This is a genomic window from Pseudomonas sp. YY-1 (assembly GCF_002843095.1).
Lineage (GTDB): Bacteria > Pseudomonadota > Gammaproteobacteria > Pseudomonadales > Pseudomonadaceae > Aquipseudomonas > Aquipseudomonas sediminis_A.
In genome coordinates, this window is the sequence record NZ_PJLX01000004.1 from 162,273 (window position 1) to 185,630 (window position 23,358).

Consider the following 23,358-nt stretch of genomic DNA (forward strand, 5'->3'; position numbering starts at 1 on the left):
TGTATAACCAGTAAATCGCTCCAGCATCCAGACTGTAACCAACGAGATAGAGAAGAAAGTAAGGATTACAAGAAACGTAATCCGCTAAGTCTGCACGACTAGTCATGCACAATTTAGTGTCTATTTATAGTTATACGCTTAGGGAGTCCTGGTGAACGGAATCTGTACATTATGTACCAAACCAGCAAAGCTTATAGATAGTCACCTTATGCCTAAGTCCGTATATCGATCAATCAGCAAAGGATCAGCTGGCCACGGACAAAATATTGTTTTGATTAATGGTTTTAATAGATCAGCCGTCTACTCAGACAAGCAAGCCAAAAAGCACTTACTTTGTGAAAGCTGTGAATTAAAATTCTCCATGAACGGGGAAGACAAAGTAATCCCACTTATGGCTCGCCCTAACGGCTTCAAGCTAGCTACAAAGATAAAAAAATTTAAGCCATTATTTCATACAGAAGATGAAATATGGTATTTCCCGCCAAACGACGAAACAGCTTTTAATTTCATGTATTTCGCTGCAAGCATTGCCTGGAGGCTATCCGCAACAGACTGGAGTGGATTCGGCATTCCCGAAACAAAAAATTCAATTCATAAAGAAAGTATGACTGCCTTTTCGGACTACCTACTAAGAAACACAGAGCACCCGACAAACACTTATCTAGCCATATATGTTGACAACCAGATAGTAGATACACCATCAATGAGCTTCCCCGCAATTAAAAACCACGAAGGGCATCAGCATATTGTATTCAGCATACCTGGAATAAAATTTAGCATGTTAGCCGGGAGCGATCACACCTCTGGAGTAAGAGAAATTTTCTCTATCAACAAATCAAACGTCTACTTTGTAAGCCGCAGTTTGAAATCGCACCCTGACTACCACTTCATGGTTAACTTCCTTAAACATGAAGCAGTAGCAAAAGGGCGACTTCTTAAAGAACGCGAAAAAATACACAACGGACGTATTAACTAACTCATGAGCTCGCTGGAGCAACAACACGCAGGTTCAGTAGTTTCGCTACAATTTTCAGCCCACATGTTATTCCAGAGAATGCGGGCATTAGGAGTCAAGCATGGATGTAGCCATACCCAAAATAACTGATATTTCAAGCGTCAAGGGAATAAGTACACTATTGGCGCTACCGCTGATTTGCGTGGCCTATATCCTGCAAACTGGTGCGAGCATTGGCTGGGAAGGAAGTGCCTGGCTTGACGTATCCACTTCAGACTCAGAGCAAATACAACTTAATCGGCTCATATTAATATTTATTCTCAAATCCCTTTGGATTTCTTTCTTTGCATTAATCGCCTACAGCATCATCACCTACGTACACATATCAACCGACTTCCCATTCCTGCAAATCACATCCATAATACTAATTGCATTTGCGTTATTTGGGATGTTTGCAGGCGAGGAGTTTATCCAGTTAAAGACCGTGAATAATTTTTGGTTCTACAGCTTCATTGTCTGGGGCGTTTTTCTCCAAACAATTAAAGAGCAACTTGATACAGACTCATAGGTTCTGTACGAAAAGTCGTCGACCGAAGGTCAGGAGAGGCAAAACCTTGTGAGGACGCGGAGTTTACGAGCTGTAAATGAGCAGTCCGAACCCGTTTTTAACGAAGCATCACCGAACGCAGGCACTTTTCGTACAGTCTAGGACAACAACCGCTAATGGTATTGCTACCACGCAGGAGCGTGGGAACTATCGAGCAACGTGCAGTGGGAGGCGCTTCAGCGGCGACGGGGTTCTACCTTCGTCGCGGCTGAAGCCCCTCCCACAAGGTAACTCCAGAACGTAGCCTGGGGTGAGCGAAGCGATACCCGGGATAACAAATACCAATGGGGTTCGCGTTGATCTACCCATCCTACGTTGCGTATATACCTGGCAATATCAGGCGCACCTCCACACCCCCCTCAACATTCCCGATCTGCAACTCGCCGCTATGCAGCTCGGCCACTTCCTGCACGAAGTTCAGGCCCAGGCCAGTGCTCTTGCGGCCGCCGTTGGGACGCGGCAGCGAGTAGAAGCGTTCGGTCAGGCGCGCCAGGGCGTAGTCGGGGATGGCTTCACCCTGGTTGAACAGGCGCAGGACGATACGCTCGCCCTGGCGCTCGGCGGCGATGCGGATGCGCCCGCCGGGTGGGGTGAAATCCAGGGCGTTGTCCAGCAGGTTGGCCAGCGCCTGCCGCAGCAGGAAGCGCTCGCCGCGCAGGCTGAGGCCCGTCGGTATTGCCTGATCAATCTGCAGATGGGCAGCGGTGATACACGCCTGCTGCGCTTGCAGCAGTTCGTCCACCAGTGGCGCCAGCGGCACTATCACGCGTTCCTCCAGGCCCTGGCGTTGTTCCACCTGCGCCAGGTGCAGCAGGCGTTCGATGAGGTTCTGCAGACGCGCGCTTTCCTGTTGGATATTGGCCACGAAGCGCTGGCGTTGCTCGACCGGCATATCACCTTCGAGCAGTTCGGCGGCGCCGCGGATGGCCGCCAGCGGGCTTTTCAGTTCGTGGGTCAGGGTGTGTACGTAGCGCTCGACGTAGGCCTTGCCTTCCAGCTCGGTGCGCATGCGCTCCACCGCCTTGGCCAGCTGGCCCAGTTCGCCGCCGCGCACAGCGGGCATCTCGGCGCGCTGGCCTTCGCTGACGACCTGAGCGTAGCGAGTCAGCTTGCCCAGCGCGGCGCTGAGCCACCAGGACAATGCCGCGCCGATCAACAGACCAAGACCGATCAACCCGGCGCCGAGCCAGCCAAGGCGCGTTTGCGAGCGCTCGATATAGGGCTGCAGGGTGCGGTTGGGTTTGGCCACCGAGACCACGCCGATGATTCGCTCGCCGTCCTTGATCGGCGCGGCGACATACATCACCGAGGAGTCGGGATCGTCCGGGTCTTCGCGGGTCGAGCGTGCGCCGTACTGGCCACGCAGGGTCAGCAGCACATCGTTCCAGCGCGAATAATCCTGGCCGACCGCCAGACCGGTGGAGTCGAGCAGGACGATGCCCTGGGCATCGGTGACGTAGATGCGGTGGTTGACCTCGGCCTTGGTCAGCCCCCAGATGCTCGCCTGGGGCTGGCGCCGGCCATAGGCTTCCAGCGCTTCGTGCAGGCGGCCTTGGCCGAGGGTGCCAGCCTTGACCTCGTCACGCAGGATCTCGGCCAGCAGGTTGGCGGTATCGACCAGGGTTTCCTCGGTGCTCTGGCGTACGCCGGGGCGAATCTCGTCCATCACCGTGCTAAGCACGAACCAGCCGGCCAGGCCAACGAAGAGGAAGTAGACGAGGAAGATGCGTACGCCCAACGGCATTGTTCAGCTCTCCGGCTCGTAGCTGTAACCCAGACCACGATGGGTCTGGATCGGCTCTTCGCTCGGGGCGATGGCGCGCAGTTTGGCCCGCACGCTCTTGATATGGCTGTCGATGTTGCGCTCGTAGCCGGCCTCGCTGGCCACGCCGAGGGCATCGAGCAATTGCTCGCGCGAATAGACCCGGTGCGGCTGGCCGAGCAAGGTGCGCAGCAGGCGAAATTCGTGGCGGGTCAGACTCAGGGCCTGGCCGTGGTAGTGAATGCGAAAGGCGGCATCGTCGATCTGAAAGGTGCTCGGCGCGCTGGCTGCTGGTGCTTCACGCGGCGCCACGCGTTTGAGGATGGCCTTGACCCGAGCGGCCACCTCACGCGGGCTGAACGGCTTGACCACGTAGTCGTCGGCGCCGATTTCCAGGCCCACCACACGGTCGATTTCCTCGCTGCGCGCGGTAAGAAAGATCACCGGTAGTTCGGAGAAACGGCGCAGGCGTTTGCACACTTCAAAGCCGCTGATATCAGGCAGGCCGACGTCGAGAATGGCCAGGTCGAAGGTACCGTTTTCCAGCAGCGTCAGCGCCTCGCCGCCCAGGCTCGACCAGTGCGTGGCGAAACCTTCGGCCTGCAGGGCATAGACCAGCGTATCGGCAATCGCGGCTTCGTCTTCGACTATGAGTATCTGCGGCATCGGGCGTCCTGCACCTGTGGGGCGACGGCAGGAGACTGCCGAGCGCGGGAGCCAGCGTCAAGCGAGGTATTGGCGAGTTTCACCCGCCCTACACGACAAGCGCCACTGCGACTGCATGGATGCAGAAGGCAGAAGGCAGAAGGCAGAACGAAGCAGGATGCCAGAGTCGAAAGCGCCTCCCAAAAGGTTATCGCTCCCCCGTAGCCCGGTCAGGGAATCTCGCCGCGAATGTACTGCTCCAGCTGACGGATCAGGTCGGCCTGTTCGGCAATGGTTTCCTTGACCAGGTCACCGATGGACAACAGGCCGATCAGCTCGCCTTCGGCCAGCACCGGCAGGTGACGCAGGCGGCGCTCGGTCATCAGCTCCATGCAGTACTGCACGCTGTCACGCGGGCCAACGCTGATGACTTCGCTGGTCATGATTTCGTTGATCTTGGTGTTGAGCAACGAGCGCTCGGCCAAGGCCACCTTGCGCACGTAGTCACGCTCGCTGACGATGCCGACCAGGCGCCCACCGGAAAGCACCACCAAGGCACCGATCCTATGCTCCGCGAGGATACGCAGCCCGTCGAGCAGCGAATCCTCACTGTCGACGCTGTAAACGTAGGCGTTGGCTTTATTGCGAATAACCTCTGCGACGGTTTTCATGCGGGCGGCTCCTGTTGTTGTTATCCGGTTTTAGCAGAGTTGGCCGCCGCGGTCAGCCTCAGTCGAGGCTGAATCGTCCAGTATTGTGCGCCAGCCCTTCGCTGCCACGACGCAGTTGCTCGGCAGCACTGCTCACGGCCTGGGCGCCATCGAGCAGTTGTCCGGCGGCCTGATCGACCTGCTGGATATTGCCACTGACCTCATCGGCGGTGGCCGCTTGCTGCTCGGCGGCCGTGGCGATCTGCGCCAGGCGGTCGCTGACGCGCTGCACCGAGTCGACGATGTTCTGCAGTTCATCACCCATGGCCAGCACGCTGCCGATGTCGCCGTCGGCCTGGCTGCAGGCTTCTTCCATCAGGGTGACCGACTGCCCGACCACGCGCTGCAGGTTGTCCACGGTCTGGGCGATTTCCTGGGTCGAGTCCTGGGTGCGCTTGGACAGCGAGCGCACTTCATCGGCGACCACGGCGAAGCCTCGCCCGGCCTCACCCGCACGCGCGGCCTCGATGGCGGCATTGAGCGCCAGCAGGTTGGTCTGCTCGGCGATGCCCTTGATCACCTCGACCACGCGGTTGATCTGCTGAGTCTGATCACGCAGTTGCTGCAACGCTGCAGCGCTGTCGCCGAGACGGCTGCTGAGGTGGCGCATGCTGGCGCTGGTGCGCTCACTGCGCTGGTTGCTGCTCAGCGCCACTTCACGGGTCTGCTGCGCTTCCACCGCCGCCTGCTCGCAGCTTTGCGCCACGCTCTGCGCGGTGGCGGCCATCTGCGTGGCGGCGGTGGCGATCTGGCTCATCTGCGCTTGCTGCTGCTCGACGGCGTCCAGCGCATCACGCGCCTGGCCACCGAGCAGTTGCACCGTGCTATCCAGTTGCTGGCTTTCGCGATTGACGCCCTGCAGCGAGTCGCGCATCTGCTCGACTGCGGTATTCAGCGCCTGGGCGATGGCGGCCAGGTCGTCACGGCCGTTGACCTCCATGCGCACGCGCAGGTCGCCGTCACGCAGACCGCGCGCGGCTTCGATGATGTTGCTGGTGCTGATGCGGATCGAGGCGTTCAGGCACATCAGTACATACATCGCCAGCAGGGTCAGCGCGATGAAGGCACCGATCACCTCGATCATCGAGTGCAGCGCCTGCTGCCGGTAATAACCGAGGCTGGCGCTGAACTGCTGATAGAGCGACTGCTGCAGGCCCTGCAGTTGGGTTTCCAGCGCTTCGACACGTTGCACGAACTGCTCGGGCGTGAGCGCCATGGGGCTGGCCTCGAACATGTCGCGGTCGATCTGGACGAGGAAGTCGTCGAACGCCTTGAGCGAAGCATCGAAAGGCGCGCTCAGTTGGCGCATGGCCTGCGGCGCCTCGCGCGACAGGGTGATCTGCGCCTTGACCAGCTGCGCCCGTTGCTCGTCCAGGCTGCGCCGCAAGTCGCGAATCAGCACCCGGCTCTGCAGGGTGAAATGCTGCGAGACCACAGCGCCATGGCCCTGAGCGGCGAAGGTGCCAAGCTGCTCGAGCAGCCGCGGCATGACGTAGGTGATCTGCTCCATCATCAGGTAGGTGTCGAGGCGCGGATCGAGAATCAGGGTGCTGTCGGTCGCCACCTGCTCGCGCAGGGCGATCAGGTACAACAGTGCCTTCTGGTAGCGCTCCAGTGCATCGGGCAAGGGAACCTTGGTCAGCCCAGCAGCTCGCAGACCGTCGCGCTCACCCTGCAGGGCCTGGAAATGCTGGCGCGCCTGATCACTGATCAGCTCGCTCTGCAGCGGCTCGGCCGCCTGCTGCAAGGCCTCGTCGAGCTTGGCCTCGCGTTGCTGCAGCAAACCTTGTGCGGCATTCTCGGTGCCTTTCCATCGAGCCAGCAGGGTGCGCTGGGCGATCAGCTCATGTTGCACCTGAGCCATACGTTCCAGCGCCTGCGCGCCTTCCACTTCGTAGTCCACGGATTGCAGGCGCGACAGGTAGTCACTGCTGATGACCCACAGCGCATAACCGAGCGGCAACGCGAACAACAGGAACACCAACTGAAACTTGTGGGCAAAACTGAAACGCTGCAGTAGCCGTACACCCGGCTTGAGTACTCCCGTCATAGCGACACCTCAACGACCTAAAGGGCCTACAGGCCTGGCAAAGAATTGCATGAAGCAAAAAGCAGGCCCGGCGCCCTTATGGGCAAGGAAGTCGATACTGGGCACTCACGACGAGTGTAATGGCCAATGGGTATCAGTCTTTTCCGAAATGCGACAATTAACTCAGCATTGGGGACGATCGCGGGTGTAACGCTCGGCCGGGTCCACTGCTGCACCAAGATCGCGCATGGCGCTGGCACCGATCAGCAGCGGATAGCTGAAAGTGCTGCGGTCGGTCAGGTTGACCTCGATGGTGCGCTCTTCCTCGCCCAGGCAGATCGGCATCTCGATCACCGGGCGCTGCGAGTAGGCGACTTCCTTGACCTCGGCGTCGCTCTCTTCGGTACGCTTCTTGATCTCGGCGATGCGTACCAGCGGGTGTTCATACACCTTGTCTTCAGCACCATCGACGGCCAGGCGGAAGCGCACCCAATCCTCACCATCGCGCTTGAAGGGTTCGATGTCCTTGGCCGATAGCGAGGCGGTCATCGCGCCGGTGTCCATCTTGGCCTTGAGAGTCTGGCCCAGAGCGGGGAGCTTGATCAGTTCGTAGCGGCCGTAAAGGTCCGGTTGTTCATCGGCCATGGTCGGCAGACTGATGGCGGCGGCCAGCAGGAGCAGAGCGTATTTCAAGGTTAGGTCCTCTCGTTTGCGGTGACCGAACCTACGACTGCCATGCGCCTGGCATGTTCCGCCAGAAGCGTTACAACGTGCTGCAAACTAGCGGCCGCGCCCCTCCAGATCCACCCCACTCCACAGCTCGTCGAGCCGCTCGAAACCCCACTCCTCGGCCGATTCACGCCCGACGATGCGATCCTGGTCGGTGATCTTGCTCAGGTCGACGACGCTCTGCGGCAGCGGCAAACGCGACTTGGCCGAGAAGAACACCTTGACCCTGGGCGCCAGCAACGCCTTGGGATTCTGCTCCATGACCACCGCCAGGCGTCCACTTTGCAGACGCACCAGGGCGCCGACCGGATAGATGCCGACGGTCTTGACGAAGGCCTGGAACACCACTTCGTCGAAATGCCCCTTCCATTCGGCCATCTTGCGGATCGACTCGGCCGGGTCCCAGCCCTGCTTGTAGGGGCGATTGGAGGTGATCGCGTCGTACACGTCGCAGACCGCGCCCATCTTTGCCAGCAGGCTGATCTGGTCACCTTGCAGATGATGCGGATAGCCGCTGCCGTCGACCTTCTCGTGGTGATGCAGGCACACGTCGAGAACCAGAGCGCTGACCTGCTTGCTGGCAATCAGGATATTGCCGCCAGCCTCCGGGTGCCGGCGCACCTTGGCGAACTCGTTGTCGGTGAGCTTGCCGGGCTTGTCCAGCAGCTCCTGCGGTACGGCCATCTTGCCGATATCGTGCAGCAAACCGGCCAGCCCGGCCTCGCGCACAGCGGCCTCGGGCAGACCGAGCTGGCGCGCCAGGGCAATCATCAAGGCGCAGACCGCCACCGAGTGCATATAGGTGTATTCGTTGCTGTGCTTGAGTCGCGCCAGGCTGATCAGCGCATTGGGGTGGCGCATCACCGACTCGGAAATTTCCTCGACCAGCGACTCGGCCTGCTCGAACTGCAGCGCCTGGCCCATGCGCGCATCGCTGAACATGTCCATTACCGCCTGCTTGGAGCGCGCGCAGAGCTTCACCGCATTCTCCAGTTCCTGCTCCATCGACAGTGCCTTGACCTTGGGCGGTTCGATGGCCGCCAACAGGCGGGCCTCAGCCTCGCATTGGACCTCAGCCTCGGTAGCGGCATGGACACCAGCGGCGACATCGGTGCCCTTGCTGACATCGATCCACAGCTCGCTGATCGCACTATCGCGAATACGAGCGAGATCTCTTTCGGAGTTGAGAAGAAATTTGGACTTCCAGAAGGGATGATCCATCCAGGAGCCGCAGAATTCCTGAATGAACATTCCGACGCGTAGATCAGCGACGGCGATCCGTTTGAGCATGGTGCGTACCGGCAGGTTGAAGCGCCTTCCGTGGGCAGGATGTCCCGTGGTGACGATCATTGGCTTATAGATACTGATCTGGCAATAGGCCAGTGGGTGGAGCTTTGAGCAAATTGTTGCGCTTGCATAAGATGTCCGCTCACCGCCCGCCATGGAGTCGACATGCGCCCTCTGCTGACCGGCCTAGCCAACATCGTTTTGCTGCTCGCCAACACCCTGGTCCTGATCGGTCCGCTGCTGCTGATCGCCCTCGCCAAGCTCGTGTTACCCGGACAGAGCGCCCGCGACACCTGCTCACGCGGGGTGATGTGGGTGGCCGAATTCTGGGCGGAGAACTGCAAGCGCATCTTCGCCCTGCTCACCCCGACTCACTGGGACATTCGCGGCAACGCCGAGCTGCGCAGCGATCGCTCCTACCTGGTGATCAGCAACCACCAGTCCTGGGTCGACATTCCTGCCCTGGTGCAGGCCTTCAACCGCAAGACGCCCTACTTCAAGTTCTTCCTCAAGCAGCAGCTGATCTGGGTGCCCTTTCTCGGCCTGGCCTTCTGGGCACTCGATTACCCCTTCATGAAACGTTACTCCAAGGCCTTTCTGCAGAAGAACCCGCATATGAAGGGCAAGGACCTCGAGATCACCAAGGCCGCCTGCGAGAAGTTCAAGCGCCTGCCGGTCACCGTGGTCAACTACCTGGAGGGCACCCGCTTCACCCCGGCCAAGCAGGCGCAGCAGCAGTCGCCCTACCGCTACCTGCTCAAGCCCAAGGCCGGCGGCGTGGCGTTCGTACTCGCCACCCTGGGTGAACAGATCGACGCCGTGCTGGACGTCACGCTGGTATATCCCGGCAAGCAGGTGCCGGGCTTCTGGGCCTTGCTCAGCGGCCAGGTGCCGAAGGTGATCATGGATATCCAGACCCTCGAACTGGACCCGGCGCTGTACCAGGGCGACTACGAGAACGACCCGGGTTTCCGCCAGCAGGTGCAGGACTGGGTATCGGACCTGTGGCTAGCCAAGGACAAACGCATCGAACAGTTGCGCAGCGAGAACCACGGCTAGCAGGAGTACAGGGCCGGAGGCCGTTCGGATTTCCGAATACAGCCGCACAGGTTTAGTCGGAAGGGCGAACGGACAAGCGTCTACGAGCATTCAGAGACAAAAATAAAACCGTTAAAAATCAACTAGATAAATAAATATCGAAACCCTCGAAAGTGCTGGCACACAACCTGCTCAAGTCACTACAGGAATGCAGTAGACCTTCCATGAGCAAAGTGGCGTACCCGCCATCACAACAACAACATCGAGGACTCGATTCATGCGTACCTTCCACCGTGTACTGAGCGTGGCCATTGCCGCCGCCTTCCTTTCCACTCCGGTGATCGCCGAGGAACTGACCGGCACCCTGAAGAAGATCAAGGAAAGCGGCACCATCACCCTGGGCCACCGTGACTCGTCCATTCCCTTCTCCTACTTCGGCGACAACTCGCGCCAGCCGATCGGTTACTCCCATGACCTGCAGTTGAAGGTAGTCGAGGCGATCAAGCAGGAACTGGGCTTGCCGGACCTCAAGGTGCGCTACAACCTGGTGACCTCGCAAACCCGTATCCCGCTGGTGCAGAACGGCACCGTCGATCTGGAGTGCGGCTCCACCACCAACAACATCGAGCGTCAGCAGCAGGTCGATTTCTCGGTTGGCATCTTCGAAGTGGGCACCCGCCTGCTGGCCAAGAAGACCAGCGGCATCAACGATTTCGACGACCTCAAAGGCAAGAACGTGGTGACCACCGCTGGTACCACCTCCGAGCGCCTGATCAAGTCGATGAACGCCGAGAAGAAGATGGGCATGAACGTGATTTCCGCCAAGGATCACGGCGAGTCCTTCCTGATGCTCGAATCCAACCGCGCCGTCGCCTTCATGATGGACGACGCCCTCCTCGCGGGCGAAATGGCCAAGGCCAAGAAGCCCGATGACTGGGCCGTGGTCGGCACCCCGCAATCCTTCGAGATCTACGGCTGCATGGTGCGCAAGGGCGACGCTGGCTTCAAGCAAGTGGTCGACAAGGCCATCAGCGCCACCTTCGCCTCCGGCGAGATCAACGATATCTACAACAAGTGGTTCCAGCAGCCCGTCCCACCGAAGGGCCTGAACCTGAATTTCCCCATGAGCGACGAGCTGAAGAAGCTGATCGCCAATCCGACCGACAAATCTGCAGAACAGATCTGACGGTGATGCGCCGCCACGCTCACAAGGCCTAACGGCGCGGGGACCCCGGGGAAGCCAATGGCTTCCCCAACCTAATTTCTGACGAAGCCGAGACCATCCGCCCAGGCGGATACGGGCAGCTCTTGCCTTCGTCAAAGTAGAAACATATCCACGATCTCGCGAGCTAGAGCTATGCAAGGCGCAACGACCAACGGGAGTAACAGCCAAAGGCTGGCCCGAAGGGCGAGCGCCAGCGAGTAAAACAGATGAGGAAGCGGAGTGTGCTGTAGCACATGAGCATTCCGAATCTGCTTTTAACGCAGCAGAGCCGACGCGCAGCAGATCGTTTCCTCACAAGAGGGAAACTGCAATGAATTACAACTGGGACTGGGGCATCTACTTCAAGTCCACCGGCATCGGCAGCGAAACCTACCTGGACTGGTTCATCACCGGCCTGGGCTGGACCATCGCCATCGCCCTGGCCGGCTGGATCATCGCCCTGGCGCTGGGCTCGCTGCTCGGCGTGATGCGGACCCTGCCGAACCGCTGGCTGTCCGGTCTGGCCACCGCCTACGTGGAAATCTTCCGCAACGTGCCGCTGCTGGTGCAGCTGTTCCTCTGGTACTTCCTGGTGCCGGACCTGCTGCCCGAGCCGCTGGAGCTGTGGTTCAAGCAGGACCTCAACCCGGCTACCTCAGCCTACCTCTCGGTAGTGGTGTGCCTTGGCCTGTTCACCGCGGCGCGAGTCTGCGAACAGGTACGCACCGGCATCGAGGCGTTGCCCAAGGGCCAGACCGCCGCGGCCTACGCCATGGGTTTCCGCCTGCCGCAGATCTACACCAACGTGCTGTTGCCGCAGGCCTACCGCATCATCATTCCGCCGCTCACCAGCGAGTTCCTCAACATTTTCAAGAACTCCTCGGTGGCGTCGCTGATCGGCCTGATGGAACTGCTGGCGCAAACCAAGCAGACCGCCGAGTTCAGCGCCAACCTGTTCGAAGCCTTCACCCTGGCCACGCTGATCTACTTCACCTTGAACATGAGCCTGATGATGATCATGCGCATGATCGAGAAGAAGGTCGCCGTGCCCGGCCTGATTTCCGTAGGGGGTAAATGATGGACTTCAGTCAGATCATCCCTGCTCTGCCGGGCCTGTGGGACGGCATGCTGGTGACCCTGCAACTGATGGTGCTCGGCGTGCTCGGCGGCGTGGTGCTGGGCACCCTGCTGGCGCTGATGCGCCTGTCGCACAGCAAGCTGCTGTCGAACATCGCCGCGACCTACGTCAACTACTTCCGCTCGATCCCGTTGCTGCTGGTGATCACCTGGTTCTACTTCGCGGTGCCGTTCATCCTGCGCTGGATCACCGGCGAGGACACCCCGGTGGGCGCGTTCAGTTCGTGCCTGGTCGCCTTCGTGATGTTCGAGGCGGCGTACTTCTGCGAGATCGTCCGCGCCGGCATCCAGGCCATCCCCAAGGGCCAGATGGGCGCCGCCTCGGCCCTGGGCATGACCTACGGGCAAAGCATGCGCCTGATCATCCTGCCGCAGGCGTTCCGCAAGATGACGCCATTGCTGCTGCAGCAGAGCATCATCCTCTTTCAGGACACCTCGCTGGTGTACACCGTGGGCCTGATGGACTTCCTCAACGCCGCTCGTTCGCGTGGCGACATCATCGGCCAGCCCCATGAATTTCTGATCTTCGCCGGCCTGGTCTACTTCACCATCAGCTTCGCCGCCTCGCGCCTGGTCAAGCTCCTGCAAAAAAGGTTAGCCGTATGATTTCCATCCAGAACGTCAACAAGTGGTACGGGGACTTCCAGGTGCTGACCAATTGCAGCACCGATGTGAAGAAAGGCGAAGTGGTCGTGGTGTGCGGGCCGTCCGGTTCGGGCAAGTCGACCCTGATCAAGTGCGTCAACGCGCTCGAGCCCTTCCAGCAGGGCGACATCAACGTCGACGGTACCTCCATCGCCGACAAGAAGACCAACCTGCCCAAACTGCGCTCGCGCGTTGGCATGGTGTTCCAGCACTTCGAGCTGTTCCCGCACCTGACCATCACTGAGAACCTGACCATCGCCCAGATCAAAGTGCTCGGTCGCAGCAAGGCCGAGGCCGAGAAGAAGGGCCTGGCCCTGCTCGACCGCGTAGGCCTGGCCGCCCATGCGCACAAGCACCCGGGTCAGCTCTCCGGTGGTCAGCAACAGCGCGTCGCCATTGCCCGTGCCCTGGCCATGGACCCGGTGGTGATGCTGTTCGATGAACCGACCTCGGCGCTCGACCCGGAAATGGTCAACGAAGTGCTCGACGTCATGGTGCAGCTGGCCCACGAAGGCATGACCATGATGTGCGTGACCCATGAGATGGGCTTCGCCCGCAAGGTCGCCGACCGGGTGATCTTCATGGACGCCGGGCAGATCGTCGAGGACTGCCCCAAGGAGGAGTTCTTCGGCGACATCAACGCCCGCTCCGAGCGCGCCCAGCAGTTCCTGGCGAAGATCCTCCAGCACTGAACGACATATGGCCCCGGATTGCATCCGGGCTTGGTAGGGTGCGCTGTGCGCACCAATGCCTCCGCACCACAAGCCGGTGCGCGCGGCGCACCCTACCTCGGGTACCTGGCCAGTCTGGGGAGGACTATGATGCAATGCCTGCCCGTCCCTCCACGCGCCGACCTGACCGTGAAACCGCGCCTGCTCCGTCACCTGTCGCTGATTCTGCTGTTCCTGCTGCTGGTGCTCGGCTGCGGCTACGCCGGCTATCACATCAGCGATCGCGCCGGCATCCGTACGCTGGCCGAGAACGGTGAGCGCCAGCTGGAGCTCAACGCCCGCGCCGTAGAAAGCGAAATCACCAAATACACCTACCTGCCCAGCCTGCTGGAGCTGGAAGGCAACGTCTCGCGCTTGTTGCTGGCGCCCACGGCCTACCGCCGTCATCACGTCAACATGTACCTGCAGGGCCTCAACGAGCGCAGCGGCAGCCTGGCCATCTACGTGCTCGACCCGGACGGCCGGGTGATCGCCACCAGCAACTGGGACGAGGCCGACAGCTACCTGGGCGAAGATCTGTCGTTCCGCGCCTATTACCAGGACGCCATCGAGGGCCGCCCGGGCCGTTTCTACGGCATCGGCAGCACCACCGGCGAACCCGGTTACTACCTGGCCCATGGCCTGCGCGACGGCGATCGCATCATCGGCGTGGCGGTGGTCAAGGTACGGCTCGACGCGCTCGAGGAGCGCTGGCAGCGTGCCCTGCTGGAAGCCTACGTCAGTGACGAGAACGGCATCATCATCCTCGCCAGCGATCCGATGGTGCGCCTCAAATCCGTGCGCCCGCTCGACGAAGCCACCAAGGAGCGCCTGGCGCGCAGCCTGCAGTACCACTGGGCGGCGCTGGAAGAGCTGCAGCTGTTCAACCGCTCGCCAGTGGACGACGGCATCGAACAGGTCAGCTTCGCCACCGCCGGCGTACCCGCCAACTACCTGTTGCAGACCCGCCGCCTGGAAGACACGCCCTGGCACCTGACCCTGCTCAGCCCGCTGCAGGAACAGCGCAGCGCCGCCATGAGCCACGGCATGCTGGCGGCCGTGGCGGCAGCCCTGCTGGCCTTTCTGCTGATCGCCTGGAACGAGCGGCGCAAGGTCATCGCCACCCGCCTGGCGGCCCGCGAGGCGCTGCAGGCGGCCAACGACGAACTGGAACGCAAGATCACCGAGCGCACCGCCGATCTGCAGGCCAGCAATGAACGCCTGCAGGCCGAGGTGCGCGAGCGCCAGCAGGCCGAAACCACCTTGCGCCAGGCTCAGGACGAACTGGTGCAAGCCGGCAAGCTGGCGGTGATCGGGCAGATGTCCACCAGCATCGCCCACGAGCTGAATCAGCCACTGGCGGCACTGCGTACGCTGTCCGGCAACACCGTGCGCTTCCTCCAGCGCGGCGCCCTGGATATCGCCAGCAGCAACCTGCAGAACATCGGCGAACTGGTCGACCGCATGGGCAAGATCACCGGCAGTCTGCGCGCCTTCGCCCGTCGTGCCGGCGATAGCGGCGAGGCCTCGCTGAGCCAGGCGGTCGACGCCGCCGTCATGCTCCTGCATCCGCGCCTGCAACGCACCAGCATGACCATTCATCGCGACTATCTAGACCCAGAGCAGGCCGACGTACGCCTGGCCATCGAACAGATTCGCCTGGAGCAGATTCTGGTCAACCTGATCAGCAACGCCCTCGACGCCATGCGCAACCAGGTCGACCGCCAGCTGTGGCTGAGCGGCACGGCGGATGCCGACGGCTACCAGCTGGAAGTGCGCGACAATGGCCCTGGCATCGCCCCGGAAACCCGCGCGCATCTGTTCGAGCCGTTCTTCACCACCAAACCCGGTGAACAGGGCCTGGGCCTCGGCCTGACCCTGTCCGCCAGCCTGGCCGCAGCAGCAGGCGGCAGCCTCACCGTTCGCCACCCGGACGAGGGCGGCACCGCCTTCATCCTCAGCCTGCCCTACCCGCGGGAGCCCAAAGCATGAGCGACAGCCTCACCGTCCTGATCGTCGAAGACGATCCCCATGTGCTGCTCGGTTGCCAGCAGGCACTGGCCCTGGAAGACATCGACAGCATCGGTGTAGGCAGCGCCGAAGAGGCCCTGCAGCGCGTCGACGAGGACTTCGCCGGCATCGTCATCAGCGACATCCGTCTGCCCGGCATCGACGGCCTGGAATTGCTTACCCGCCTCAAGCGGCGCGACCCGAGCCTGCCGGTGGTGCTGATTACCGGCCACGGCGACATCGGCATGGCAGTCAGTGCGATGCGTGACGGTGCCTACGATTTCATGGAGAAACCCTTCTCCCCCGAGCGCCTGGTCGACGTCGTGCGCCGCGCTCTGGAACAGCGCAGCCTGGCCCGCGAGGTCAGCGCCCTGCGCCGCCAACTGGCCGGCCGCCAAGCACTGGAGCAGCGCATCATCGGCCGCTCGCCGGCCATGCAGCAGCTGCGCGAACTGATCGCCAACGTCGCCGACACCAACGCCAACGTGCTGATCGAGGGCGAGACCGGCACCGGCAAGGAACTGGTCGCACGCTGCCTGCACGACTTCAGCCGGCGGCAGAGCAAGCAGTTCGTCGCACTGAACTGCGGCGGCCTGCCGGAGAGCCTGTTCGAGAGCGAAATTTTCGGCCATGAAGCCCACGCCTTCACCGGCGCTGGCAAACGGCGCATCGGCAAGATCGAACACGCCGACGGCGGCAGCCTGTTCCTCGACGAGATCGAGAGCATGCCGCTGGGACTGCAGATCAAACTGCTGCGCGTGCTGCAGGAACACAGCCTGGAACGCCTCGGCTCGAACCAGTCGATCAACGTCGACTGCCGGGTGATCGCCGCCACCAAATCCGACCTCGATGAGCTGGGCAGGCGCGGTGAGTTTCGCAGCGACCTCTACTACCGGCTCAACGTGGTGACCCTGGAACTGCCGCCGCTACGCGAACGCCGCGAGGACATCGCTCTGCTATTCGAGCACTTCCTGCAACTCGCCGCGCTGCGTTTCGACCGTGGCACACCGGAGCTGGACCGGCACACCCTGGCGGCGCTGACCGCCCACGACTGGCCGGGCAACGTGCGCGAACTGCGTAACGTCGCCGAGCGCTTCGCCCTGGGCTTGCCGGTATTCAAGAAAAGCGGCCAGGCCGACAGCAACGCGCTGGGCTTCAACGAAGCAGTGGAGGCCTTCGAGCGCAACCTGCTGGGCGCGGCCCTGGAGCGCCACGCCGGCAACCTCAGCCAGGCGGCGCAGGCACTGGGCCTGGCCAAGACCACGCTGTTCGACAAGGTGAAGAAGTACGGGCTGCAATAACCGCGGCCCCTGGCAGGAGCGGCTTCAGCCGCGAAAAAGGCAAGGCCGCAACGGCCTCGTGACAAACAAAGAGGGAGCCCGAAGGCTCCCGAAAGAAGACGCCAACAACTGCGCCTTTGCCGTGAACGTTAGCGACCTGGGACTAAACCCAGGTCACGCCGTCACGCTGCACTGAAGGTCTTGTGCGGGTCGATGACGAATTTCTTCGGCACGCCGGCATCGAATTCGCCGTAGCCACGCGGCGCGTCATCCAGGCTGATGACCTGCACACCGACCACTTCGGCGATGTTGATGCGGTCCCACATGATCGCCTGCATCAGCGCGCGGTTGTATTTCATCACCGGCGTCTGGCCGGTGTGGAAGCTGTGCGACTTGGCCCAGCCGAGGCCGAAGCGAATGCTTAAGGAGCCGATCTTCGCCGCAGCGTCCACTGCGCCCGGATCTTCGGTCACGTACAGGCCAGGAATACCGATTTTGCCGGCTACGCGCACGACGCCCATCAGCGAGTTGAGCACCGTTGCCGGCGCCTCCTGCTGGGCACCGGCATGGCCGTGACCACGGGCTTCGAAGCCCACGGCGTCGACCGCGCAATCCACTTCCGGCTCACCCAGCAGATCAGCGATCTGCTCGTGCAGCGGGGTGTCCTTGGACAGGTCGGCGATTTCGAACCCTTGAGCCTTGGCATGAGCCAGGCGCGTTGGGTTGACGTCACCGACGATCACCACCGCAGCACCCAGCAGGCGCGCCGAGGCGGCAGCGGCCAGACCGACTGGGCCCGCGCCAGCGATATACACTGTACTGCCTGGCCCAACGCCGGCAGTGACCGCGCCGTGGTAGCCGGTGGGCAGGATGTCGGACAGGCAGGTCAGATCGCGAATTTTCTCCATGGCCTTGTCGCGATCCGGCAACTTGAGTAGGTTGAAGTCGGCGTAAGGCACCAGCACGTACTCGGCCTGGCCGCCGGTCCAGTCGCCCATGTCGACGTAGCCGTAGGCGCCGCCGGCACGCGCCGGGTTGACGGTCAGGCACACTCCGGTGTGCTGCTCCTTGCACGAACGGCAGCGACCGCAGGCGACGTTGAAGGGCACCGACACCAGATCACCGATCTGCAAACGTTCGACGTCGCGGCCCTTTTCGATCACCTCACCGGTGATCTCGTGGCCCAGCACCAGGCCGACCTGCGCAGTGGTACGGCCACGCACCATGTGCTGGTCGGAGCCGCAGATATTGGTGGAAACGACTTTCAGGATGACCCCGTGCTCGATCTTCTTGCCGCGCGGGTCCTGCATTTTCGGGTAGTCGATCTTCTGTACTTCGACCTTGCCCGTACCGAGATAAACCACACCACGATTACCAGACATGCGTAACTCTCCTTTCTTGTTGTGGACACAAGACGCGACCGACTGGCCGCGCGGCCTTGCACTGGAGCTTGTTGCGTCTGTTGCCGGAAACCGCCGGTGAAACCTGGCAGGGCGATTTCCGTAGGGTGTCGCGGGGCCGCCTAGGCCATGCGCACCGATGTTCTAGCTTTGGACCCGGTGCGCACGGCGCACCCTACGAGTGAGGTCGTTACCGTAGGGTGCGCCGTGCGCACCAACCAATATTCGGTTCAGCGCTGCGTCAGGCGTTGAGCACCACCGTACGGTTGGCATTGAGGAACACGCGGCGCTCGATGTGATAACCGACCGCGCGGGCCAGGGTCAGGCATTCGATGTCGCGACCCTTGGCGATCAGGTCTTCGGGGTAGTGGGCGTGATCCACCGCCTCCACGCCCTGGGCGATGATCGGCCCCTCGTCGAGGTCGTTGTTGATGTAGTGCGCCGTGGCGCCAACCAGCTTAACGCCCTTCTGGTAGGCCTGGTGATAGGGTTTGGCGCCCTTGAAGCCGGGCAGCAGCGAGTGATGAATATTGATCGCCCAGCCGTCCAGCTTGCGGCACAGCTCGGGCGACAGCACCTGCATGTAGCGGGCGAGCACCACCAGCTCCGCACCGGTGTCCTCGATCACCTGTAGCACCTTGCGCTCCTGCGCCGGCTTGTCAGCCGGATCGAGCGGGAAATGGTGGTAGGGAATGCCGTGCCAGCGCGCCAGCGGCTCGAGGTCGGGATGGTTGGACACCACCGCCACCACGTCCATGGCCAGTTGGCCGATACGCTGGCGATACAGCAGATCGTTCAGACAATGGTCAGCCTTGGACACCATCAGCACCACCTTGGCGCGGTAGCCCGGCGGGGTCAGCTCGACCTGCATGTCGAAGGGCGCCAGACGCTCGGCCACGCCGGCGCGGAAGGCGGCCTCGTCGAAGTCCTGCGGTTGGCGGAACTCGACGCGGATGAAAAAGCGCGAGGACAGCCGATCATCGAAACTGTGGTGCTCGGTGACGTAGCAGCGCTGCTCGAAGAGAAAGCGCGTCACCGCGTCCACGGTGCCGAGCACGCTCGGACAATGGGCGGTGAGAATCCAGGTGTCGGGGGTGCGGCTCATAACAAACTCCGATGATTTTCACCCCTCTCCCGCTTGCGGGAGAGGGGCCGGGGGAGAGGGCCGCCGGTACAACGCGATCCGCCCTTCCCCTCTCCCCAACCCTCTCCCCAGAGGGGGGAGGGAGCCGTTCGATATCAGGCCTCGACCGCCAACCCATACTCGGCACTGGCATCCTGCAGCCACAGCCAGAAGTAGTCGGAGAAGCTGCGGCGGATCACCAGTTCCCAGGTCTCCTCGCCGGTGTGGCGAATCACCAGCTGCGACTTGGCGAACACGGTGCCTACCGCCTTGCCGACCGGGAAGTTGCTCGGGTGCACGTCATAGCTGCTGGACTTCATCAGCAGCTCGCGCACCTTCGGCCCGGACAGCTCCAGCAGGGTTTGCCCGCCGCTGACGTTGACCACCGAGAAATGCTGACCATCCAGCGCCGTGCGCAGCTTGCGCTCGACCTCGAACTCGCTGCCGCCAGGCACGATCAGCAGCCACTCATCCGGGCCCAGCCACTGCAACGAGGTGTCGCCATCGGCCACCAGCGTCAGCGCCACCGGCAGCTCCAGGCCCAAGGCCTTGTACACACCGCCGGAGAAACCAGCGTCCTTGGCATCACCACGAATGACCAGATGCCCGCGCAGTTTCTTCTCGCGCAGGGTGATGCCGGCGTTCTTGCGCCCCTTGCCAACCAGCTCATGCAGGCCGGCGTGATGCAGCGGCGACTGCCCGGCGATGTCGGCGGGACGTTGTTGGTAGACGTTGACGTTAGACATTCTGGCGATCCCCTTTCGGGTCATAGAACACGGAGCTGCAGATTTCGGCTTCGATCAGGCTGCCATCGGCCAGCGGCGCGAACACACGCTCGCCCATGCGCTTGAGACCGCCCTTGACCACCGCCATGGCGAAGCTGTAACCCATCGCCGCGCTCATGTAGCTGGAGGTGACGTGGCCGACCATCTGCATCGGGATGGACTGTTTCGGGTCGAACACCAACTGCGCGCCTTCCGGCAGCACCTGGTTCGGGTTGACCGGTTTCAGCCCCACAAGCTGTTTGCGGTCTTCGCGCAGGCAGTCGTCGCGGTTCATGCCGCGCTTGCCGATCCAGGAGAACGGCTTGGTGCGGCCGACGCACCAGCCCATGTTCAGATCGTCCGGGGTCACCGAGGCGTCGGTGTCCTGACCGACGATGATGAAGCCCTTCTCCGCCCGCAGCACGTGCATGGTCTCGGTGCCGTAGGGGGTCAGGTCGAACTCCTTGCCGGCTTCGATGATCTGCTCCCACACGCCCAGGGCGTAGTCGGCCTGCACGTTCACTTCATAGCTCAGCTCACCGGTGAAGGAGATGCGGAACACCCGCGCCGGCACGCCGCCGACCAGGCCTTCCTTCCAGCTCATGAAGGGGAAGGCGTCCTTGTCCAGGTCGATGTCGGTGACCTTGGCCAGCAGCTTGCGGCTGTTGGGACCGGACAGGGTCATGGTCGCCCAGTGGTCGGTGACCGAGGTGAAGTACACCTTCAGCTCCGGCCATTCGGTCTGGTGGTAGATCTCCAGCCACTCCATCACGCGGGCAGCGCCGCCGGTGGTGGTGGTCATGACGAAATGGTTGTCGGCCAGACAGGCGGTGACGCCGTCGTCGAAGACCATGCCGTCTTCCTTGCACATCAGACCGTAGCGCGCCTTGCCTACGTCCAGCTTGGTCCAGGCGTTGGTGTAGACACGGTTGAGGAACTCACGCGCATCCGGGCCCTGGATGTCGATCTTGCCCAGGGTGGAAGCATCGAGAATACCCACGCTGTTGCGCACGGCCAGACATTCGCGGGCCACGGCAGCATGCAGGTCCTCGCCATTTTTCGGGAAGTACCAGGGGCGCTTCCACTGGCCGACGTCCTCGAACTCGGCGCCGTTCTTCAGGTGCCAGGCCTGCATCGCGGTGTAGCGCTTGGCATCGAACAGCTCACCACAGTGGCGACCGGCCACGGCGCCGAAAGTCACCGGCGTGTAATTCGGACGGAACATGGTGGTGCCCATTTGCATGATGCTGATGCCCATCGAACGCGCGGCGATGGCCAGGCCGTTGATGTTGCCCAGCTTGCCCTGGTCGGTGCCGAAGCCCAGTGCGGTGTAGCGTTTGACGTGCTCGACCGACTCGAAGCCCTCACGCGTCGCCAGCTCGATACCGGCGGCGGTGACGTCGTTCTGCAGGTCGACGAACTGCTTGGGCGCACGCGCCGTTGACTTGTCGTGCGGCACTTGGAACAGCGCCAGCATCGGCTCTTCCTGGCGCGCCTCGGCCTGCGGCAGGCTGCCGCTGACGGCCTTGTAACCAGCCTCGGCAGCTGCCTTGGCGCCGGCCTCGAAACCATTGGCGAGCACGTCGCCGAGGGCGAACACGCCATTCACCGCACCGGCGTCGATGCGCTGCTGGATACCGTTACCCGGCCCCGGCACGAAACCGAGGATGTCTTCACGCCACTCCGGGCGACCGCCCAGGTGCGAAGCCAGGTGCACCACCGGGCTATAGCCGCCGGAGCTGACGATCAGGTCGCAGTCCAGCACTTCACCGGGGCTGGTGACCTTGTGTGCCTTGGTGTCGATGGCGCAGATACGCGCGCCGGTGACGCGCTTGCTACCGCGCGCCTCGACCACCGCGCTGCCGGTGAGAATGCGCACGCCACGTGCACGTGCTTCCTCGACCCAGGCGCCACGCGGATTGCTGCGTGCATCGGCGACAGCCACCACCTTACGCCCGGCATCGAGCCAGTCGAGCACCACGCGGTAGGCATAATCGTTGTTGGTCGACAGCACCAGTTCCTGCCCCGGTGCCACGCCATAACGGCGGACGTAAGTCGACACGGCGCCAGCCAGCATGTTGCCGGGCACATCGTTGTTGGCGTACACCAGCGGCCGCTCATGGGCACCGCTGGCCAATACCACGCGCTTGGCGCGGACGCGGTGCATACGCTGGCGAGCCTGCCCCATCGGTGCGACTTCACCGAGGTGATCGGTCAGGCGCTGATGGATGGTGAGGAAGTTGTGGTCGTGGTAACCGTTGACTGTGGCGCGTGGCAGCAGGGTGACTTCCGGCAGCGCCTTCAGCTCGGCGATGGCCTGCGCTACCCATTCGGCGGCAGGCTTGCCATCCAGGGTGTCGCGGGTGTCGAGCAGGCTGCCACCGAACTCTTCCTGTTCATCGGCGAGGATTACCCGCGCACCGCTGCGGCCGGCCGCCAATGCGGCAGCGAGACCGGCAGGGCCGGCGCCGACGATCAGCACGTCGCAGTGCTGGTTCATCTGGTCATAGATATCCGGGTCGACCTCGGTGGGCGAACGGCCCAGGCCGGCGGCCTTGCGGATGTACTTCTCGTAGGTCATCCACAGGTTCTGCGGATACATGAAGGTCTTGTAGTAGAAACCGGGCGGCATCATGCCGCCGCCGACCTTGCCGAGGATGCCCATCAGGTCGGTATTGACGCTCGGCCAGCCGTTGGTGCTGCTGGCCACCAGGCCGCTGTACAGCGCCTGCTGGGTGGCGCGCACGTTGGGAATCTGCGCCGCCTCGGTGGAGCCGATCTGCAGCACGGCGTTGGGCTCTTCCGCGCCCGCAGCGACGATGCCGCGTGGACGCGAATACTTGAAGCTGCGACCGACGATGTCGACGCCGTTGGCCAGCAACGCGGCGGCCAGGCTGTCGCCGGCGAAGCCCTGATAGGTCTGGCCATTGAAGGTGAAACTCAGCGCCTGGCTGCGGTCGATGCGACCACCCTTGGCAAGACGATTGACCTGGCTCATGCCGTTACTCCTTCTGCCACGGCTTGCTTGTCGGTGGCCGCGGCCGCGGTGACCGAAGGCTTCTCACCGACCTTGTAGGTCTCGAGGATCTCGTAGGTCACGGTGTGGCGGGTGACGTTGAAATACTTGCGGCAACCGGCCGCGTGCACCCACAGCTCATGGTGAATGCCGCGCGGGTTGTCGCGGAAGAACATGTACTCGCCCCACTCCGCATCACTGCAGGCATCGGGATCGAGCGGGCGCGCGATGTGCGCCTGGCCCTTGGCGTGGAATTCCTCTTCGGAGCGCAGTTCGCCACAGTAGGGGCAGAAGATGTGCAGCATGG

Annotated in this window: 20 protein-coding genes; 9 read left to right on the top strand and 11 right to left on the bottom strand. The window is 62.2% G+C overall.

The window, feature by feature from the left end; translation table 11 throughout:
• Window positions 1–151 precede the first annotated feature (151 nt).
• Together CXP40_RS07590 and CXP40_RS07595 are read left to right on the top strand one after the other, a co-directional pair.
• Window positions 152–976: a hypothetical protein gene (locus CXP40_RS07590; RefSeq protein ID WP_106733286.1), complete on the top strand. Its 825-nt coding sequence runs from the start codon at window positions 152–154 to the stop codon at window positions 974–976.
• Between the two features lie 100 nt (window positions 977–1,076).
• Window positions 1,077–1,523, top strand: coding sequence for a hypothetical protein (locus CXP40_RS07595; protein ID WP_106733287.1), 447 nt, complete (start codon window positions 1,077–1,079; stop codon window positions 1,521–1,523).
• A gap of 349 nt (window positions 1,524–1,872) precedes the next feature.
• Here the strand turns inward: CXP40_RS07595 and creC are convergent, their stop codons facing one another.
• From creC to CXP40_RS07625, 6 genes are all read right to left on the bottom strand, one after another.
• Window positions 1,873–3,306: a two-component system sensor histidine kinase CreC gene (gene creC / locus CXP40_RS07600; protein WP_106733288.1), complete on the bottom strand. Its 1,434-nt coding sequence runs from the start codon at window positions 3,304–3,306 to the stop codon at window positions 1,873–1,875.
• A gap of 3 nt (window positions 3,307–3,309) precedes the next feature.
• Window positions 3,310–3,990, bottom strand: coding sequence for a two-component system response regulator CreB (gene creB / locus CXP40_RS07605; RefSeq protein WP_106733289.1), 681 nt, complete (start codon window positions 3,988–3,990; stop codon window positions 3,310–3,312).
• A gap of 209 nt (window positions 3,991–4,199) precedes the next feature.
• Window positions 4,200–4,640 (bottom strand): CBS domain-containing protein, encoded by a 441-nt coding sequence (locus tag CXP40_RS07610; protein WP_099525904.1) that lies wholly within the window; start codon window positions 4,638–4,640, stop codon window positions 4,200–4,202.
• Between the two features lie 58 nt (window positions 4,641–4,698).
• On the bottom strand, window positions 4,699–6,729 hold the full coding sequence (locus CXP40_RS07615) for a methyl-accepting chemotaxis protein (protein WP_106733290.1): 2,031 nt from the start codon (window positions 6,727–6,729) through the stop codon (window positions 4,699–4,701).
• 162 nt (window positions 6,730–6,891) lie between these two features.
• Window positions 6,892–7,401 carry an ATP-dependent zinc protease gene (locus CXP40_RS07620; RefSeq protein WP_099525906.1) on the bottom strand — a complete coding sequence of 170 codons (510 nt, stop codon included), beginning with the start codon at window positions 7,399–7,401 and terminating at the stop codon, window positions 6,892–6,894.
• Window positions 7,402–7,488: 87 nt separating this feature from the next.
• A complete protein-coding gene (locus CXP40_RS07625) occupies window positions 7,489–8,727 on the bottom strand; it encodes an HD-GYP domain-containing protein (protein WP_106733291.1) in 1,239 nt (412 codons plus the stop codon).
• 162 nt (window positions 8,728–8,889) lie between these two features.
• On the opposite strand from CXP40_RS07625, the gene CXP40_RS07630 reads away from it, so the two are divergent.
• The 7 genes from CXP40_RS07630 (at window position 8,890) to CXP40_RS07660 (ending at window position 16,769) form a co-directional block, all read left to right on the top strand.
• Entirely contained in the window at window positions 8,890–9,783 is an 894-nt protein-coding gene (locus CXP40_RS07630; RefSeq protein ID WP_106733292.1) for an acyltransferase, read from the top strand.
• A 256-nt stretch (window positions 9,784–10,039) separates the two neighbouring features.
• Entirely contained in the window at window positions 10,040–10,948 is a 909-nt protein-coding gene (locus CXP40_RS07635) for a glutamate/aspartate ABC transporter substrate-binding protein (RefSeq protein WP_106733293.1), read from the top strand.
• Between the two features lie 349 nt (window positions 10,949–11,297).
• The gene (locus CXP40_RS07640) at window positions 11,298–12,044 is read left to right on the top strand and encodes an amino acid ABC transporter permease (RefSeq protein WP_013717486.1); all 747 of its coding nucleotides are present in this window, start codon (window positions 11,298–11,300) and stop codon (window positions 12,042–12,044) included.
• On the top strand, window positions 12,041–12,709 hold the full coding sequence (locus CXP40_RS07645) for an amino acid ABC transporter permease (RefSeq protein ID WP_166432422.1): 669 nt from the start codon (window positions 12,041–12,043) through the stop codon (window positions 12,707–12,709). Before CXP40_RS07640 ends, CXP40_RS07645 begins: the two co-directional genes overlap by 4 nt.
• Window positions 12,706–13,440 carry an amino acid ABC transporter ATP-binding protein gene (locus CXP40_RS07650; protein ID WP_079782592.1) on the top strand — a complete coding sequence of 245 codons (735 nt, stop codon included), beginning with the start codon at window positions 12,706–12,708 and terminating at the stop codon, window positions 13,438–13,440. The genes CXP40_RS07645 and CXP40_RS07650 overlap by 4 nt, the downstream gene beginning before the upstream one ends.
• Window positions 13,441–13,566: 126 nt before the next feature.
• On the top strand, window positions 13,567–15,450 hold the full coding sequence (locus CXP40_RS07655; protein ID WP_106733294.1) for an ATP-binding protein: 1,884 nt from the start codon (window positions 13,567–13,569) through the stop codon (window positions 15,448–15,450).
• On the top strand, window positions 15,447–16,769 hold the full coding sequence (locus tag CXP40_RS07660; protein ID WP_106733295.1) for a sigma-54 dependent transcriptional regulator: 1,323 nt from the start codon (window positions 15,447–15,449) through the stop codon (window positions 16,767–16,769). Before CXP40_RS07655 ends, CXP40_RS07660 begins: the two co-directional genes overlap by 4 nt.
• Before the next feature lie 161 nt (window positions 16,770–16,930).
• Here CXP40_RS07660 and fdhA read toward each other — a convergent pair whose 3' ends face one another.
• From fdhA to CXP40_RS07685, 5 genes are all read right to left on the bottom strand, one after another.
• Window positions 16,931–18,130, bottom strand: coding sequence for a formaldehyde dehydrogenase, glutathione-independent (gene fdhA, locus CXP40_RS07665; RefSeq protein WP_021490386.1), 1,200 nt, complete (start codon window positions 18,128–18,130; stop codon window positions 16,931–16,933).
• 259 nt (window positions 18,131–18,389) lie between these two features.
• Window positions 18,390–19,253 carry a formyltetrahydrofolate deformylase gene (gene purU, locus CXP40_RS07670; protein ID WP_106733296.1) on the bottom strand — a complete coding sequence of 288 codons (864 nt, stop codon included), beginning with the start codon at window positions 19,251–19,253 and terminating at the stop codon, window positions 18,390–18,392.
• A gap of 134 nt (window positions 19,254–19,387) precedes the next feature.
• Complete coding sequence (locus tag CXP40_RS07675) at window positions 19,388–20,017, bottom strand: sarcosine oxidase subunit gamma (RefSeq protein WP_106733297.1); 630 nt, start codon at window positions 20,015–20,017, stop codon at window positions 19,388–19,390.
• Window positions 20,010–23,033 (bottom strand): sarcosine oxidase subunit alpha, encoded by a 3,024-nt coding sequence (locus CXP40_RS07680; RefSeq protein ID WP_106733298.1) that lies wholly within the window; start codon window positions 23,031–23,033, stop codon window positions 20,010–20,012. Before CXP40_RS07680 ends, CXP40_RS07675 begins: the two co-directional genes overlap by 8 nt.
• Entirely contained in the window at window positions 23,030–23,356 is a 327-nt protein-coding gene (locus tag CXP40_RS07685; protein ID WP_099525917.1) for a sarcosine oxidase subunit delta, read from the bottom strand. The genes CXP40_RS07680 and CXP40_RS07685 overlap by 4 nt, the downstream gene beginning before the upstream one ends.
• Window positions 23,357–23,358: the final 2 nt, after the last annotated feature.